Origin of the sequence: Simkania sp. (assembly GCF_965215465.1) — a bacterium.
Lineage (GTDB): Bacteria > Chlamydiota > Chlamydiia > Chlamydiales > Simkaniaceae > Simkania.
In genome coordinates, this window is the sequence record NZ_OZ244056.1 from 1,523,924 (window position 1) to 1,539,250 (window position 15,327).

Consider the following 15,327-nt stretch of genomic DNA (forward strand, 5'->3'; position numbering starts at 1 on the left):
ATGCCCAGGATCAGCCTTCCCCTTCAAATCGTCATTGCCATCTGCGTTGGAACGATCCTCGGCATTTTCCTCGGCCCTATTTGCTCAATTTTTGAACCGGTTGGGACCGCGTTCATCATGTTCATCCAAATGGTGATCCTCCTCTATATTCCCTCTTCGATTATCCATGGACTCGGCTCAACATCCCCTGCTGTCGCCCGTCATCTTTTCCGCAAAGGGTGGGTCTTTCTTCTTTTCATTTGGGCGCTCATTTTCCTCGCGATCTTTCTTCTCAACAATATCTTTCCAAAAATGGAAATCATCTTCGACGCTTCTAAAACCCACTCGAAGTTTGAAGAAAGTTTCTTGAGTTACCTCGTTCCGAAAAACCCGATTTATGATTTGGCAAATAACATCATCCCTGCGATCGCCATTTTTGCAATTATTATGGGAGTTGCCCTCATGCACCTCACCCATAAAGAACCTCTCATTTCCTTCTTGGAACGGATCAACAACACCATCGAAAAAGTCCTCAAAGGAATCACCGTCATTTCTCCATTTGGGGTTGCAGCTATTTTTGCCAATGTCACGGGAAACCTCTTTTTTAAGGATGTGATCAATTTTGGTTTCTACATCTTTCCACTCATCATCCTCGTCTGCATCTTCACGTTTTGGGCTCTTCCTGCTCTTTTGAAAGCATATACGCCACTGAAATATCGAGAAATCATCAATGAATTTCGCACCACTTGCCTCCTAGCATTTGTCATCGGTTCTCCAAGTATCGCCATCCCCTTCTTGAATCAATGCATCAAAAGGACTGCCGATAAATACGACATCAAAGACAAAGAACTCCATAACACCTCACAAATGATTGTCCCTCTCACCTATACCTTTACGCAAGTTGGAAACCTGCTGATCCTATTTTTCATCATGTTCCTCTCCTACTACTTCGGCTTGCGACTGGACTGGCTTGACCAAGCTCTTGTGAGTCTTCTCACGATTCCCATGTCGTTTGGAGGACCGGAGCTTGCTGTCAATTCTGTCAGTTTCTTGATTGAAAAGCTGGGCTTTCCTGATACGGCTTTGCTACTTTTTGACAAAACGTCCATCATCACCCAAAACTTCCAGGTGCTGCTCAGTGTTGCCAGCATGACCACGTTTGCAATCATCTTACTTTTGGGCTATTACAACCGTCTCACCTTCAAAATTGCCCACTTTTTTAAGCACTTCTTTCCCATCGTGTTTATTCTGATCTTTGGTATTTTCATCAGTCAAAAAATCGTCTCACGCTATCATAAACCTGAATCTATTGGGGACTCGCTCTCAATGGCAACAGTCCTTCCATATTTCCAGCCTGCGAAGGTCTACAAGTATGGAGATAAACTTCCTGATATTAAATTTCGCGCTTCGATTGAAGACCCCATGACCCGAATTTTCACTACAAATCAACTCTTTGTCGGCTACCACCCCCACCTTCCACCGTTTAGTTATTTCAATAAAAAAGGAGAACTCGTTGGATACGATATCGCCTCTGCATATCAGCTCGCACATGACCTCAACGTCACTCCTGTCTTCATTCCCTTTTACTACAGCCATCTCGGGGAAATGCTTGAAAACAACATCATCGATATTGCCGTCTCACCCGTCCTATTATCGGCCGCAAGCCGTCGAGGAATGAACTTTCCTCAATTCTACTTTCAGCAACGCAACATTCTCATCGTCCTACGTCAGAGAAAGGATGAATTCATCAGTTTAAAATCCCTTCAAGACAACCCCAATCTCATCATTGGAAATCTTAGTTACTTCCAGATCATTTCCAAACGCTACTTTCCCTTTGCCAAAAGCGTTGAAATCATCGACAGCTGGCACATTTCTCATGCTCTCGACGAAGGAATCATTGATGCCATGTATTGGGAACTGGCACAAGCGCAAGAATACTGTAAACGGAACCCCGAATACATCGTCATGGACTACGGACAAACAATTGGTGACTCATTTCTCGCTTTCCCCGTGAAATTTAACGCCTTTGCCTTTATCTTTTATCTAAATTCCTGGATTAACCTCGCACATAATCGGGGATTTAATAAAGAAATGTATGAATACTGGATGCTTGGCCACTCCCCTGTGATAAAAAGGGTCCGCTGGAGCCTCATTGACCTTGTTAGGGAAAAAGAACAATGAAACTAGATTGGAAAAAAGTTTTTTTATTTTTAAGACCGCGGAGTGACACGCCTAAAGAGCGTTTCATCAAGCAACTCCTGCTCTTTTCCATCTTGTCACTTGGGGTGATCATCTTTGCGGGAACCGCTTACGTCTACTTTGTGCAAGAAAACCTCCTTTTCCAAAAAGCCACCCTCTCACAAGATCACGTTTTTTCCTATGACGAACCCTTTGAAGAACTCTTCATACAAACAGAAAAGGGAGCTCGCATCAACGCCCTCTATTTTAAAACATTTCGCCCCAAGGGAGTCGTCCTCTATTTCCATGGACGAGGAGGAAATCTCGACGACCGTTGGGGAAAGTTTTCTCGTGAATTCACAAGCCGCGGCTATGACTTCTTCATCATGGACTACCGGGGGTTTGGAAAAAGCTCGGGAAAGCTCACCGAAAAAGCCCTCTGTAGTGATGCAACCAAATGCTACGAATACCTTCAAGACATCTATCCCGAAAGTCAAATCGTCGTTTACGGACGTTCTCTTGGAACTGGGATTGCCACCTTCGTTGCATCGCATAAAAATCCCAAAATGCTCGTGCTCGAATCGCCCTACTTTAGTATTCTCGATCTCACTCCTCGCCAAATGCCCTACCTTCCCCGTTTTCTTGTGCCTCTCATCCTCAAGTATCACCTCCGCACAGATAAATGGATTGTAAAAGTGCGCTCACCTATTCACATCTTTCATGGAACGCAAGACGAGCTTGTCCCTTATGATTCAAGCACTCGCTTACTCAAGCTTCTAAAAAACAAACTCGATGCCAACCTCATTCCCCTCGAAGAAGGGAAGCACAACCACTTGCAGCGGCATCCAAAGTACCAGTCCGAGCTCGATGAAATTTTGAGTTAACATTTAATGTTAAAACCTCTAACTTAGTGCTCTTTCAAACCACACAACGCTCTAGGAAAACAAATGGTACACGACTTACCTCCAGAGACGATAGATGAAGAACCCCTTATTCCTTACATCGAAGAAGCTGAAACCTTAAAAGACTCGATCGTTGTCGATGGAGTGGAAGTGCTTGAAACTCCCTTTTCTCTCCCCACTCCTCCTGATAAAAAAGCCACCCGCGAAGACCTCTTTTACCTTGCCCATGTCCTTCATGAATCCTACCAATCAGGATTTGCCTGGAAAGACTACGCCATCATGATTCAAATTGGATTGGATTATTTGCAAAATTGCACAGAAATGTCTGCAGAGCAAAAAAGAGAAGCGATTCTCACAACCCTTAACTACGTCATTGCGCAAACAGACGAACCATTTCTTCCTGAAGAAACCTTTGCTCCTCTTTTTGAATCACTACTTGTTCCCTTCATTGACCTTGCTCTCGAAGCGCGCTCCGGCATCCTTGCACTCGAGGCCAAAAAGCTCGAGTCCGTCCGCCCCCCACGAGACGGCAAACCCACACCTCGGCGTCTTCAAGAATTTACCAAGGGAATCACCAATCTTTGGCAATCAGGTTATGAATGGGACGACCTCGCAAAAGCCGCCCGTGTTGCCATTCTTTTTCTCATGACCTTCGAAGAAATTTCTCCAGAAGAAATGCGCGAAGGAGTCGTTGACATCTTGCAACTCCTCTTAGCTTCTGCAACCTCAGAAGAGCTGCCAAGTGACTTCAATGAAAAGATCTTTTCCTCCTTCACTGAAGCCTTTTCAGATGCGATCATCCCTCATAAGTACTAGCTTTCAGTTGAATAATACGCATACCACTGTCGATTAGTCGCCTCGATAGTCTACTTCCTCTTTTGAAGCTGTATTCGGCAAAGCTACAGAACCTTTCTCACCTCTTCTGTAATAGGTTCCGCAAACCGGATCGTCTACTAGTATTCCTTCTCTACACAAAGTCGTAGAATAAAGGAAGTTTTGTGCAAAGCTTACTTTTGCCTAATCTCTTTTCAACGTAGCGAAAGTAGAGTTGGCATAAAACCATGAACAGTTAGCAATTTAAGCTATAATAGACCCAAAGTCAGGACTCTTTAGCAAAGATACCAGTCTTCCTTCTTGGGTCATCTTCCATCTCTCCTGAGTACCTTTGTTGGAGATAATGAAATCTTTGTCTGCCAACTTCGAAATTAATTTGCTTTTTTTCCATTTTTTCGGATTTTGACAGTGTAAAGCAACGTTCTTCATATAGATCTTTTTGCTTGGAATCTGCCCAGCTAATACGGAGTATTAAGATTTCTCCGAGTGTTTTTGTTAGCTCATTAACTTTTTCACGGTCAGAATCTGTGATGATAGAATGGTCAAATGCTTGTACTGCTGCTGATCCCCATTTTTTTTCTGACTCAAAATCTTGAGTGAAAGCTGATTGATTCAAAACAATATTCGCAACTTCCAAGGCCTTGATTTCCTCTTTATTCCACCAGCTTAAAAAAACACTTCCAACATACTTGAAAATATTAGGAACCCAAGAGTTACCCCAGCGTGACTCCCCTACTAACTTCGGGTCAATTTCATAAAGACGTGCGTTATTATTTTGGATTGCGCTAGAACGTAAGTGTTTAGCATCATCCCAAAGCTGTACAACTTTATCGATTATCTGAGTTTGTCTCTCTTGTTTTGTAGAACTTTTTAAATTTCTATTCTTTAAAATCCCTTTTAAAGGAGTCGGATGACTTTTATGAACTTCTTGAATCTCACGACGCATTGAACCTTTGCCAAAAATCTCACTAAGAGAATGATCGAGCTTACTAAGATTTGTAAAGTAGGCAGTTTTTGCTTTTTGAAATGCTATGGTCTCAGATTGAACTTGCATCAACTCAATGGGACTATAGTCCACATAACGAGTTTGAAAAAAAGCTGCAATTTCCGAAAGATTCGAAGGAGAAGGCTCCAATAAAAACTCTTTCATGTCCTTCTGAAAAGCCGCACCGCTTTAGTTCGGTCTAGCTCTGAACTATAGTTTCGTTCTAATACCTCTAAGCGCCTTGTGCATGCCTCAATTTTCTTGGTGGAGGTCAAATTGTGAGAAAGAGCATAAAATGCCCACTTACCCAATTTGACAACTTGAAAATCTGTCTCCTTATACCGCTTTTCTCCAACAAGATTGGGATCTATTTGACGTATACAGTCGCGAGCCAACTCAACATGATCTCCTAACGCTGCATTTGGGAGTTTTTTTTCTGCCTAACTAGAAGCTACAGCTAAGTAGTCCGCTTCAGCCATGAGATAATTTTCAACAGCTTCGTGTACGACCTCAGCGTTTTCGGCTCGAAACAGAGGAGCCTTCATGTAGTCACTGTAGATAAAATTTTTAATTTCACGAGTAGAATTCAAAGAGGGATCAACGTGTGATGTAAACATTTGAATCGCTTGATCTAGCCCGAGACGCTTTTCATCCTCTAAAGACAGCTGCGTGTTTTCAAAAGGCAACATAAGCCAGTTGTGCACTATATTCATCCCCTTCTACTCCATCTTGTTTATTTATATAAATAATGACACAAAAGATATTAAAACGAAATAACAGTTATTATTTTAATTAGAACTGACGCATCAAAAATTTAATCTCTGTGGGTCTAATTCCCCGCAGCTTGCTGCGAAAGGGAGAGATAAGCAGGTCGTCCCGTAGGGAAAATTTTCGTAATGCCCCGCATGCTTGCTGCGGGGATAGAAAATTTTAGGGCTGCGATTTTACTTGATTTTGTTATCCTCCTTGGAAAATTCCAAGGAGGATAAATGAATTTAAGTAGTCAATTAGAGACAGCAACCCTTGTCGAACAGTTTTCAATGATCGAAGACCCAAGAATAGAACGATCTAAAAAGTACCCTCTTGTAAACATCTTGGTTTTTTCATTTGTTTCAACTCTTGCTGGGCAAGAATCGTGGTATCAAATGCAAATGTTCTGCGAGGAAACACTAGAATGGTTTGCAGAATTTCTTGATATCTCATCAGGAGTTCCTAGTCACGATACTTTTCGAAGAGTCTTTTCTTTGATTAACCCCGAAGACTTTGAAGCTTGTATTATTAGATGGTATACTGCTCCCCATTAAGGAAAGAAATGTTCTCACAATCAGAGAGTTATAGCTTTTAGATGGCAAGTCGGTGCGAGGGCTTTCTTGGAAAATCAATGAGTAAAAGCTGCATATTCTGAATGCTTGGGATTGTAGTGAACAAAAATTTGCAGGTCAGTTATCGATTGATTGCAAGGCGAATGAAATCTCTGCTGCACCTAAGCTTTTAAAGAAATTGCATTTAGAAAAAACCATAATAACAGTAGATGCAATGATGACCCAAACAGAAATTGCAGCCACAATTATTGAGCAAAGAGGAGATTACTTTATGGCTCTAAAGGGAAATCAAGGAAGTCTATTTGAGGATGTTGAACTCTATTTTTCCGAAGTAGAATTGGGAATGAGTAGCAGCAGAACACTAGAAAAAAACCGAGGGCAAGTGGAACTTCGAAAGGGAACGAAGGCAAGTGCTGATTGGATTGATCGAAAAAAACGATGGAGAGGTTAAAACTGAAAACAGATATTACATTACGAGCTTAGATTGGGAAGCTGGTCATCTGTTGAAGTTATCAAGAGATCATTGGCATATTGAAAACCAACTACATCGAACATTAGATATTCATTTCCAGGAAGATGCTTGTCAAAAACATGATAGAAATGCAGCAGCAAACCTATCCTTATTGCGAAAATTGGGACTCTCATTACTCAAGCAAATAGAGTCTAAAAACAAGATGATTATCAAAAAAAGAAAGTTGCCTATTCCCCAGATTTTCGGAGAAAGTGTCTTTTAGGAGAATTTTGATGCGTCAGTTCTGGTATTTTAATTGCGTGGAGCTTTATATTAACGGCAGGCCCAATCATGCGCACTTCTTGCATCATGTCGCGAAAAGCTTCGGGAAAGCTTAGGGTCTTTTAAGGGTAAAGTAAGTCCCTCCTTGCCCATCTGCATGGAGAAACACTTGGATGTCATAGCTTACAGAGGTATTGTAGAAGGTCCAAACCTGAACACGCGTCTCGTCTCCGCTCATCTCTTGATCTGTATGAACGAAAACTAGCCCTTCTTCCTGCATGACCAACTCTACTGCTTCTGGACAAAGCAATGAAAGCTCTGGTCCATTAATAATATCGAAGAATAAGACCGGTGAAAAAAGATCGCTATCGGTTAAGCAAAGAAGTCTAGCATGACAGGTTTGAGTCGCTTTATCAAAAGAAACTGCAACCATTCCTTTTGTCGGAACAAGTTGATTCCGAAATTCGGCTTCTAGAAAAACCAAGCTGAACGTCTCATCGTCTAAAATAGGATCTACGACGCCATTGATCATGGCTTCGCCTGTCCCTTTTCTTAAATAAGGAGTCGAAGGAAGGGAAGAAAAGCATTCCTCGATTTTTGCAAAAAACAAGTTTTGAGGAATGGGTAAATCCCAATCGTTTGCCAAGAGCTGGCTGCTGCTGAAAAATAATCCAATGAAGAGTGCGATAAGAGTTTTTTTCATCTGATGACCTCCTAATTTTAAAGCCATCAGAGTATCGCTTGAAAAGCTGTTTCGTGTCAATCGTGTTTAGAATGAAGTGACACTTTTACTACGCTCCGTATTCTTTATTCCAGTCGCGGTTGACCTGGTCTATGTCTTTTCTTTTGCGAGGTTTTTTACTTTTGTAGTAATCCAAATTGATTTCTGATTGGTCAATTATATCTCTTTTATCAACGTCAGAAAAGTCATAAGTTCCACACTTAGGATCATGATTTAAGCGGCCTTGTGCACGAATTTGCCCATAGATAACTCTTTTGTAGCCTGCTTTTCTTGAAAAGGTCCGCATCTCTAATCTTTCTTCGGGTGTTAATTCAGATTCAAATCCATGTATTTTCTGAAGTTGACTAATCGATTTAATAACTCCATGGAATTTTTTCTGATCTTGGTCGCTTATTTTGGAGTCATTCAATGCTTGAACTAGGGCAGAGCCCCATTTTCTTTTAGATCTTAAATCTCGTATAGACGTAGGGTCGCTTAAAACCTTGTTAGCTGCTTGCAAAGTCTTGATCTCATCTTGATTCCACCAACTAGAGAAAGCACTTCCAATCCAATGAAAAATAGTAGTGAGGCATGAACCAGTCCAACGTGACTGTCCGACTGATGCAGGGTCGATTTTATAAAGGCGTGCACGATTACTTTGATATGCGGTAGTGCGTAATTCCTTAGAATCATCCCAAACTTGCTGAACTTCAGCTTCTAATGAAAACACAACTCTTTTAGGATCTGATTTTTGGCTTTCATCTCTCTTTAAAATGCCTTTTAAAGGCTTTTGGTCCTGAATAACTGGTGCATTAGAAGTATCGAACTTGACACTCATTTCTTCCTTTCCTTCACCCCCAATGGACTCATTATAACATGATTAATAATTAATTTAAAGTAGATTGTTTCGTATATTGTTAATTATTAAGAAGTTAAAAAAAACAAGACTGAGTCTAAGAGAGTTACATGGAACATCTTGGCTCTCTAAGACTTCTGATTATTTCCAGACAAAATGGGTGTAACTCTTCTCCATTTCTTCAAATGGAACGTCATCGTGAGAGGTGAACCTTTGGATCAAGCTTCCGATCACTCCTGAGGGGACAAGCCCTCCTTCCATAGGAACTTCTCGATCACCTGTGATTGGCGAGATGTGCAAGCGTATGCCCTCTTTGGTTAAGGTAATCCCGGTTAAGTCGAGTGAAAGCTTGAGCCCTTTTTCGAGATAGTCTCCAAGCGCTGCTTTGGCAGAGCTACGCAGAAGCCTAGGCGCTTTTTCAAGGTGGCATTCTAAGTCCTTTGAAACAACTCCAATGCGGTAGCCCCCATTTTCAAACTCGATCTTTCCTCCTTCGTTAAAGGTAACGACAAGCTTTTGATCGACAAGATATTTCCTATCTTTTGTTTCAGACTTAGAGTTGGTTCCCTCTTTTGGGTTGTCAAAATGGATTTCGCATTTCTTCTCGTTTTTGTAGAGGACAAACTCTTTAATTCCTGTTGGAACGAGATGCCTTGCGACAAACTCTGCAGTTTCTCGATCACCACCAGCAGATGTTAATGCATCAATCACAGTCTTTCTGACATGTGGTTGAATTAAGCTTCCTTTATAAATCGTGCGATCAGCATGTTCAATAGGCTGCTCAACTTCATCATCAGTATCTTCTGCTTCTGTTTCAGTCACTTCTTCAATGGCGCGGCGAAGTGGGCTTCGTCCAAAAATTTCATCAAGAGTATGATCGAGCTGAGTCAGTTTTTTGAAGTAGGATTTTTTAGCTTGTTGAAAGGCTGTGAATTCCGTTCGCACTTCCATTAACTCTCTCGGAGAAAGGTTCACATATTGATTTTGGAAATAGCTTGCAATTTCAGGAAGTGTCGAAGGCGCTTGCACAGGAAGAAACTCTTGCATTTCTTGCTCAAAGAGTTCTAGAGCGGTTACTCGGTCTTGCTCAAGACTATGTCTTCTTTCTAACACATCTAGGCGTCTTGTGCGCTTCTCAATCTTCTCATCAGCTGTAAACGTACGAGAAAGTGCGTAAAAGGCCCATTTAGCAAACCTGACAACATGATGATCTGTCTTTTCATATCTCTTTTCTCCGACAAGTCTGGGGTCAATTTGACGCAAAGAATCTCGAGCAAATTCAACATGCTCTCCTAACGTTCCATCAGGCAATTTTCTTTGTGCCCAACTTGTGACAGCTGCCAAATAACTTGCTCGAGCTTTGAGAAAGGTTTCAACCGTGCCATGCATGATCTCACGATTTTCGAAATGGAATAGATGAGATGTCGTGTAGTCGGGGTAAATAAAATTTTTAATTGATGAAACTGTATTTAATGAGGAATCGATACGAGATGCAAACAGCTGAATCGCCTGATCCAATTCAAGCCGCTTTTGCTCTTCGACTGAAGGCTGAATGTCTTTACGAGAAAAATTAAACAAAGATTGTATTTTAATCATCCCCTTTCTCTCTATTTTTATTAAAAATAATAACATAATTAATATTATAAGTTAATAATATTTAATATTTTAATTGGATGGAATTTTCATGTTCACTGCAGGCCCGATCGTGCGCAGTTTTTGCATCATGTCTCGAAAGGCTTCGGGACTGATGGTTTGTTGCTTATCAGAAACTGCTTTATCCGGCTCTGGATGCATCTCGATCATGAGACCATCTGCTCCAGCTGCAACACCTGCTAGTGCCATAGGGCAAACCATTTTGCGAATGCCTGTGCCATGACTGGGATCAACAATGATGGGAAGATGAGTAAGATCTTGCAAAATGGGAACAGCTGCGAGATCCAACGTATTCCGACTATAGGTTTCAAAGGTGCGAATCCCCCGCTCACAAAGCATGACGTTGGGATTCCCTTTATCGAGAACATATTCTGCAGACATGAGAAGATCCTGATAGGTCGCCGAAAGTCCCCGCTTTAAAAAGATGGCGCATTTGGTATTGCCGAGTTTTTTAAGAAGGGTGAAGTTTTGCATGTTGCGCGCGCCGATTTGCAAAATGTCCACATACTCTGACATGAGCTCAATTTGATCGCCATCCATCACTTCAGAAATGGTGATGAGATTGTACTTTTCTGCTGCTTCTTTCATGTACTGCAGTCCTTTTTCTTCAAGCCCTTGAAAAGAGTAAGGCGAAGTGCGAGGTTTAAATGCTCCCCCTCGCAAAATACGTACACCTTCACCAGCAATGATTTCAGCAGACTCCATGATCTGTTCTTTCGATTCGATTGAGCAGGGACCAGCCATGACAGCAAGCGTGTTTCCTCCAATTTCGACACCTTTGATCGAAATCACCGTGTCTTTGGGTTGAAACTCGCGAGCGGCTAACTTGAATGGATGTTTGAAATCAGTGATTTCTGCAACATGAGGCAGACCTTTGAATTGACTGATGTCTGTTAATTCATCGATCCCTTTGATGATGGCAATCGTGAACTGGCCATGTGCTTCTGAAAGGCGCGCTTCAAATCCCATCCATTCGAGCTTTTCAATCAGCTGTTCACAGTCGGCTAAGGTGGCATCTTTTTTCAACACGATAATCATGATAAGCTCCTGGGATCTAGTGAGGCTGCAAGCCTCGTCAATTCTGTGGGATTGGTTTGCTCATAGGCTGCTTGAACGAGAAAAGACCCCACAATGAATCCATCTGCATGCGTCAAAATCTCTCCTGCAGTTTCAGCGGAAGAAACGCCAAACCCAACTGCAATAGGAAGGTCCGTGTGTCGGCGGATTTGGGCAATTTTCTCGGGCAAGTCTTCTGGCACTCCTTTTTTCATTCCCGTGGTGCCTTTGCGACAAGCGTAATAGATAAATCCTGTTGAAACCTTGCAAATCGCAGGAATCCTCTCTTCGGGTGTCGAAGGTGCAACGATAAAGATGGTTTCAAGCTGCGCCTCTTTCATCCATGTCAAATAGTCGCCTGCTTCTTCTGGTGGAAGGTCTACAATCAGCATCCCATTAACGCCTGCAGCTTTCGCCTCTTTTAAAAAGGCTTGACCGGCGACAAAGATCGGGTTGAAATAAGTCATTAAAACAATGGGAACATCGGTTTTCTTGCGCAATCGAGAAACAAGTTCTAAAGCCTGATGAGGCGTGGTTCCTTGATTGAGGGCCCGCTCAACAGCATCTTGAATGACGGGACCATCAGCAATGGGTTCGGAAAAAGGAATGCCTAATTCTAAGAGGTCAACCCCTCCTTCAATGAGAGCAAGTGCCATTTTTTCTGTATGGTCAAGCCCTCCATCACCAACTGTGAGATAGCCGATATAAGCTTTTTTGTTTGCGAAGAGTTCACGAATCATAAAAGCCCCCTATCAAAGAGATCTGGCAGATCTTTTTCACCTCGACCAGAAAGATTAATTAAAATGATAGCATCTTTCGGATAACTCTTCGCAACTTTTATCACATAGGCAAGTGCATGAGCGCTTTCTAATGCAGGAATGATTCCTTCAGTTTTTGAAAGAAGCTTAAATGCTTCAAGCGCTTCGTTATTTGTTGCAGAGACATACTCAGCCCGTTTCATTTCATGTAAGTGCGCATGCTCAGGCCCCACACCTGGATAATCAAGCCCTGCAGAAATCGATGATGTCGGAGCAATCTGACCATTTTCATCTTGCAAAACATAAGAATGGGTGCCGTGCAAAATTCCTGGCGATCCTCCACTAAATCGAGCGGCATGCTCTCCAAGTTTTTTCGAATGACCACCACCTTCCACCCCAACGAGCTTCACCTTTTTTTCAGGGATAAATGCTGCGAAAAGTCCAATGGCGTTTGATCCTCCTCCAAGACAAGTTGTCACCAAATCTGGAAGCTGTTTTTCCTGCTCGAGCAATTGCTTTTTCGCCTCTTCTCCAATCACTTTTTGGAAAAAGGCGACCATTTCGGGATAAGGGTGAGGGCCAAGTGCAGACCCTAAACAATAATGACTATCTTCATATGTCCGGGACCAATCGCGCATCGCTTCATTGATGGCATCTTTTAAGGTTTGTCCTCCCTTTTCGACAGCGACAACCTCGGCCCCTAAAAGCTGCATTTTTTTCACATTGGGCGCTTGTCGGATCACATCTTTTTTCCCCATGTAAACAACGCACTCCATCCCCATAAATGCACAAGCAGTTGCCGTCGCAACTCCATGTTGACCTGCTCCCGTTTCAGCAATGATCCGCTTTTTTCCCATTTTTTTTGCAATGAGACATTGCCCTAGTGTGTTGTTGATCTTATGGGCTCCGGTATGTAACAAGTCTTCTCTTTTTAAGAAAATGCGCGGACCATCAATAGCTTTGGCAAAGTGCTTGACTTCTGTCAGAGTCGTAGGACGCCCTGCATAGGTTTTTAAAATGTGACGAAGCTCATCCAAAAACTCAGGAGATGATTGCACCGTTTCCCACATCTGTTTGAGTTCTTCCATGGGAGTGACAAAGATTTCAGGAATGTACGCGCCACCAAATGGGCCATAACGTCCTTTCATGCGACTTCTCGGACCTTTTGTATAAAAAGATGGATTTTCTCCGGGTCTTTTTGCTTAGTTTTGGGGTTTTCAACTCCGCTCGACACATCCACAGCTGTCGGCTGTTTCAGCTTAATGGCAAGTTGGACATTTTCAGCATTCAATCCTCCAGCGAGAAAAAAACGAAACTGCTTAATTGGATGAAAGTTATCCCAATTGAAGGTCTCGCCGCTTCCAGGGACCATTCCATCGTACAAAAGGAAATCCCGTTTCTCATCAAGGGAAGATAGATCTGCCGCTTCAATTGTTCCGTTTGCATGAACATGCAAAACAAACAAACGGGTCAAATGATGGGGCAAATTTTGCGAGGCAAGGCGGGCATTTTCTCCATGAAGCTGAATCACTTCTAGACCCACTTCTTCGACAATTTTTTGAATCTCGTCTGCTTTGTGATCTGTGAACACTCCCACCGGAATGGCTCCAGCTTTTTTGGTCTTATCGGCAATTTCTTTGGCCTGCTTAAGCGTCACGTACCGATGAGAGCTCTTTTCAAAAATCAGACCAATAAAGGATGCGCCTTCTTTTGCTGCTAGGGCTGCTGTTTTGGAATCGGTGATGCCACAAATCTTCACGAGAATCATTCCAACCCTCGGAGTTGCTTAATGTAGGAGCGAGGATCACCTGACTCAACAACGGATTGTCCCACTAAGATCGCATCGTAGCCGACTTCACGCATTTTTTTAGCATCGTCAGGACCCTTAATTCCCGATGCCGCAACAGTGGTCACATTATCAGGCATGAAAGATTTGAGGTTGAGAGCTGTTTGAATGTCGACTTTGAACGTTTTGAGATCCCGATTATTGACACCAATGATCCGAGCCTCAGCAGCAAGTGCAATTGTGAGCTCTTCTTCATTTGTCACTTCGACTAAAGCTTCCATACCCATTCTTTCGGCTTCAGCAATCAGCTCCTTGGTCTTATCTTTCACAGCAGCAACAATGATGAGCACTGCATTCGCTCCACTAACCGCAGCTTCAGCAATTTGGATCGGGTCGATTGTGAAATCCTTACGAAGGAGTGGTAAGGGGCTTTTTTCGTGAACGGCCTGTAAATCGGCAAGAGATCCCCCAAAACTCGGCCCATCTGTTAAAACAGAAATCGCTGCTGCTCCTCCTTCAGCATAAAGAAGGGCTATGTCCGCAGCAGAAGGGATTTCACCAATAGAGCCTTCTGAAGGAGATTTTCGTTTCACCTCTGCAATCACAGACAATCCTGGCTCTTTTAAGGCTGTTTCAAAGAAGCGCTTTTTAAAAGGGCGTCCTTTTTCCAAAATCTCATGGATCGGATGCTTAGGATCTGCTGCAACCTCTTCTTTAAGTGTGGCAACTTCTTGCACTTTGTAATTAAGAATTTTTTCTAGAAGGTTTTCCACTTTTCAATCACCTCCATGGCTTTTCCTGTTTGCTGCGCCGTGCGTGCTTTTTCAATTCCCTCTTCAATAGAGCTTGCAAGACCATAGACATAAACTGCAACCCCAGCATTTAAAATCAGTGTATCTGCAATCGGCCCTGGTTTGCCTTGAAAAGCTTCCAACAGAAGCTGAGCGTTTAATTTGGGGTCACCCCCTTCTAAATCTTTTTGTGTGCACCGCTCAAACCCAAGCTCTTTGGGATCGAGAGTAAAGCGGATCTTTTGCCCTTCTGTGACCTCGACAATATCGCAAGGACCAACGGGAGTGAGTTCATCCAAACCTTCGCAGTGAAAAATGAGAGCGCGCTTGGTTTCAAGTAAGAGAAAGACATCTGCAATTAAATCGATCAACTCCTCTCTTGCAACTCCCAAAAGATGGAAAGGAGGCTCGGCAGGATTGAGCAGGGGACCAATAAAATTAAAGAGGGTACGAATTCCGAGCTCCTTACGCACTTTTGCGATTTTTTTAAATGCCGGATGATAAAATGGGGCAAACATGAACCCCACATTGAATTCATCTAAAGCTTGTAACATCTTTTCCGGTGCCATTTCGATAGGTAGCCCCATCGCTTCTAAAACATCGGCCGAGCCACACTTCGACGAAGAAGCGCGATTGCCATGTTTTGCGACTTTAACGCCACACGCAGCGGCTAAGATCGACGATCCTGTAGAAATGTTGACAGAATGGGATTGATCTCCTCCTGTTCCCACAATATCAAGGACAGGTGTCTCAATTGAAACAGGTATCATTTG

15 protein-coding genes and 1 pseudogene are annotated in these 15,327 nt (G+C 42.7%); 5 read left to right on the forward strand and 11 right to left on the reverse strand.

Annotation, left to right across the window (positions count from 1 at the left end; all coding sequences use genetic code 11):
- From ACOOFG_RS07070 to ACOOFG_RS07080, 3 genes are all read left to right on the forward strand, one after another.
- The gene (locus tag ACOOFG_RS07070; RefSeq protein WP_420420775.1) at positions 1 to 2,160 is read left to right on the forward strand and encodes a cation:dicarboxylate symporter family transporter; all 2,160 of its coding nucleotides are present in this window, start codon (positions 1 to 3) and stop codon (positions 2,158 to 2,160) included.
- The gene (locus tag ACOOFG_RS07075; RefSeq protein WP_420420776.1) at positions 2,157 to 3,041 is read left to right on the forward strand and encodes an alpha/beta hydrolase; all 885 of its coding nucleotides are present in this window, start codon (positions 2,157 to 2,159) and stop codon (positions 3,039 to 3,041) included. Before ACOOFG_RS07070 ends, ACOOFG_RS07075 begins: the two co-directional genes overlap by 4 nt.
- Positions 3,042 to 3,104: 63 nt before the next feature.
- On the forward strand, positions 3,105 to 3,875 hold the full coding sequence (locus ACOOFG_RS07080) for a hypothetical protein (RefSeq protein ID WP_420420777.1): 771 nt from the start codon (positions 3,105 to 3,107) through the stop codon (positions 3,873 to 3,875).
- A gap of 283 nt (positions 3,876 to 4,158) precedes the next feature.
- On the opposite strand, the gene ACOOFG_RS07085 is transcribed toward ACOOFG_RS07080, so the two are convergent.
- Together ACOOFG_RS07085 and ACOOFG_RS07090 are read right to left on the reverse strand one after the other, a co-directional pair.
- Complete coding sequence (locus tag ACOOFG_RS07085; protein WP_420420778.1) at positions 4,159 to 5,043, reverse strand: hypothetical protein; 885 nt, start codon at positions 5,041 to 5,043, stop codon at positions 4,159 to 4,161.
- 275 nt (positions 5,044 to 5,318) lie between these two features.
- On the reverse strand, positions 5,319 to 5,591 hold the full coding sequence (locus ACOOFG_RS07090; protein ID WP_420420779.1) for a hypothetical protein: 273 nt from the start codon (positions 5,589 to 5,591) through the stop codon (positions 5,319 to 5,321).
- A 276-nt stretch (positions 5,592 to 5,867) separates the two neighbouring features.
- Between ACOOFG_RS07090 and ACOOFG_RS07095 the strand changes: the two genes are divergently transcribed.
- Together ACOOFG_RS07095 and ACOOFG_RS07100 are read left to right on the forward strand one after the other, a co-directional pair.
- Positions 5,868 to 6,182: a transposase family protein gene (locus ACOOFG_RS07095; RefSeq protein WP_420420780.1), complete on the forward strand. Its 315-nt coding sequence runs from the start codon at positions 5,868 to 5,870 to the stop codon at positions 6,180 to 6,182.
- Positions 6,183 to 6,327: 145 nt separating this feature from the next.
- A pseudogene (locus ACOOFG_RS07100) lies at positions 6,328 to 6,934 on the forward strand (ISAs1 family transposase).
- A 111-nt stretch (positions 6,935 to 7,045) separates the two neighbouring features.
- Here the strand turns inward: ACOOFG_RS07100 and ACOOFG_RS07105 are convergent.
- The 9 genes from ACOOFG_RS07105 to trpD form a co-directional block, all read right to left on the reverse strand.
- The gene (locus ACOOFG_RS07105) at positions 7,046 to 7,636 is read right to left on the reverse strand and encodes a hypothetical protein (protein ID WP_420420781.1); all 591 of its coding nucleotides are present in this window, start codon (positions 7,634 to 7,636) and stop codon (positions 7,046 to 7,048) included.
- An 88-nt stretch (positions 7,637 to 7,724) separates the two neighbouring features.
- Entirely contained in the window at positions 7,725 to 8,492 is a 768-nt protein-coding gene (locus ACOOFG_RS07110) for a hypothetical protein (protein ID WP_420420782.1), read from the reverse strand.
- Positions 8,493 to 8,651: 159 nt separating this feature from the next.
- Positions 8,652 to 10,106 carry a hypothetical protein gene (locus ACOOFG_RS07115; protein ID WP_420420783.1) on the reverse strand — a complete coding sequence of 485 codons (1,455 nt, stop codon included), beginning with the start codon at positions 10,104 to 10,106 and terminating at the stop codon, positions 8,652 to 8,654.
- A 69-nt stretch (positions 10,107 to 10,175) separates the two neighbouring features.
- Positions 10,176 to 11,201, reverse strand: coding sequence for a 3-deoxy-7-phosphoheptulonate synthase (gene aroF / locus ACOOFG_RS07120; protein ID WP_420420784.1), 1,026 nt, complete (start codon positions 11,199 to 11,201; stop codon positions 10,176 to 10,178).
- A complete protein-coding gene (gene trpA / locus ACOOFG_RS07125; RefSeq protein WP_420420785.1) occupies positions 11,198 to 11,959 on the reverse strand; it encodes a tryptophan synthase subunit alpha in 762 nt (253 codons plus the stop codon). The genes aroF and trpA overlap by 4 nt, the downstream gene beginning before the upstream one ends.
- Positions 11,956 to 13,125, reverse strand: coding sequence for a tryptophan synthase subunit beta (gene trpB, locus ACOOFG_RS07130; RefSeq protein ID WP_420420786.1), 1,170 nt, complete (start codon positions 13,123 to 13,125; stop codon positions 11,956 to 11,958). Before trpB ends, trpA begins: the two co-directional genes overlap by 4 nt.
- Positions 13,122 to 13,745, reverse strand: a complete 624-nt coding sequence (locus ACOOFG_RS07135; RefSeq protein WP_420420787.1) for a phosphoribosylanthranilate isomerase — start codon at positions 13,743 to 13,745, stop codon at positions 13,122 to 13,124. The genes trpB and ACOOFG_RS07135 overlap by 4 nt, the downstream gene beginning before the upstream one ends.
- A complete protein-coding gene (gene trpC / locus ACOOFG_RS07140; protein ID WP_420420788.1) occupies positions 13,742 to 14,536 on the reverse strand; it encodes an indole-3-glycerol phosphate synthase TrpC in 795 nt (264 codons plus the stop codon). The genes ACOOFG_RS07135 and trpC overlap by 4 nt, the downstream gene beginning before the upstream one ends.
- Positions 14,521 to 15,324 (reverse strand): anthranilate phosphoribosyltransferase, encoded by an 804-nt coding sequence (trpD, locus tag ACOOFG_RS07145; RefSeq protein WP_420420789.1) that lies wholly within the window; start codon positions 15,322 to 15,324, stop codon positions 14,521 to 14,523. Before trpD ends, trpC begins: the two co-directional genes overlap by 16 nt.
- Between the last annotated feature and the right edge of the window lie 3 nt (positions 15,325 to 15,327).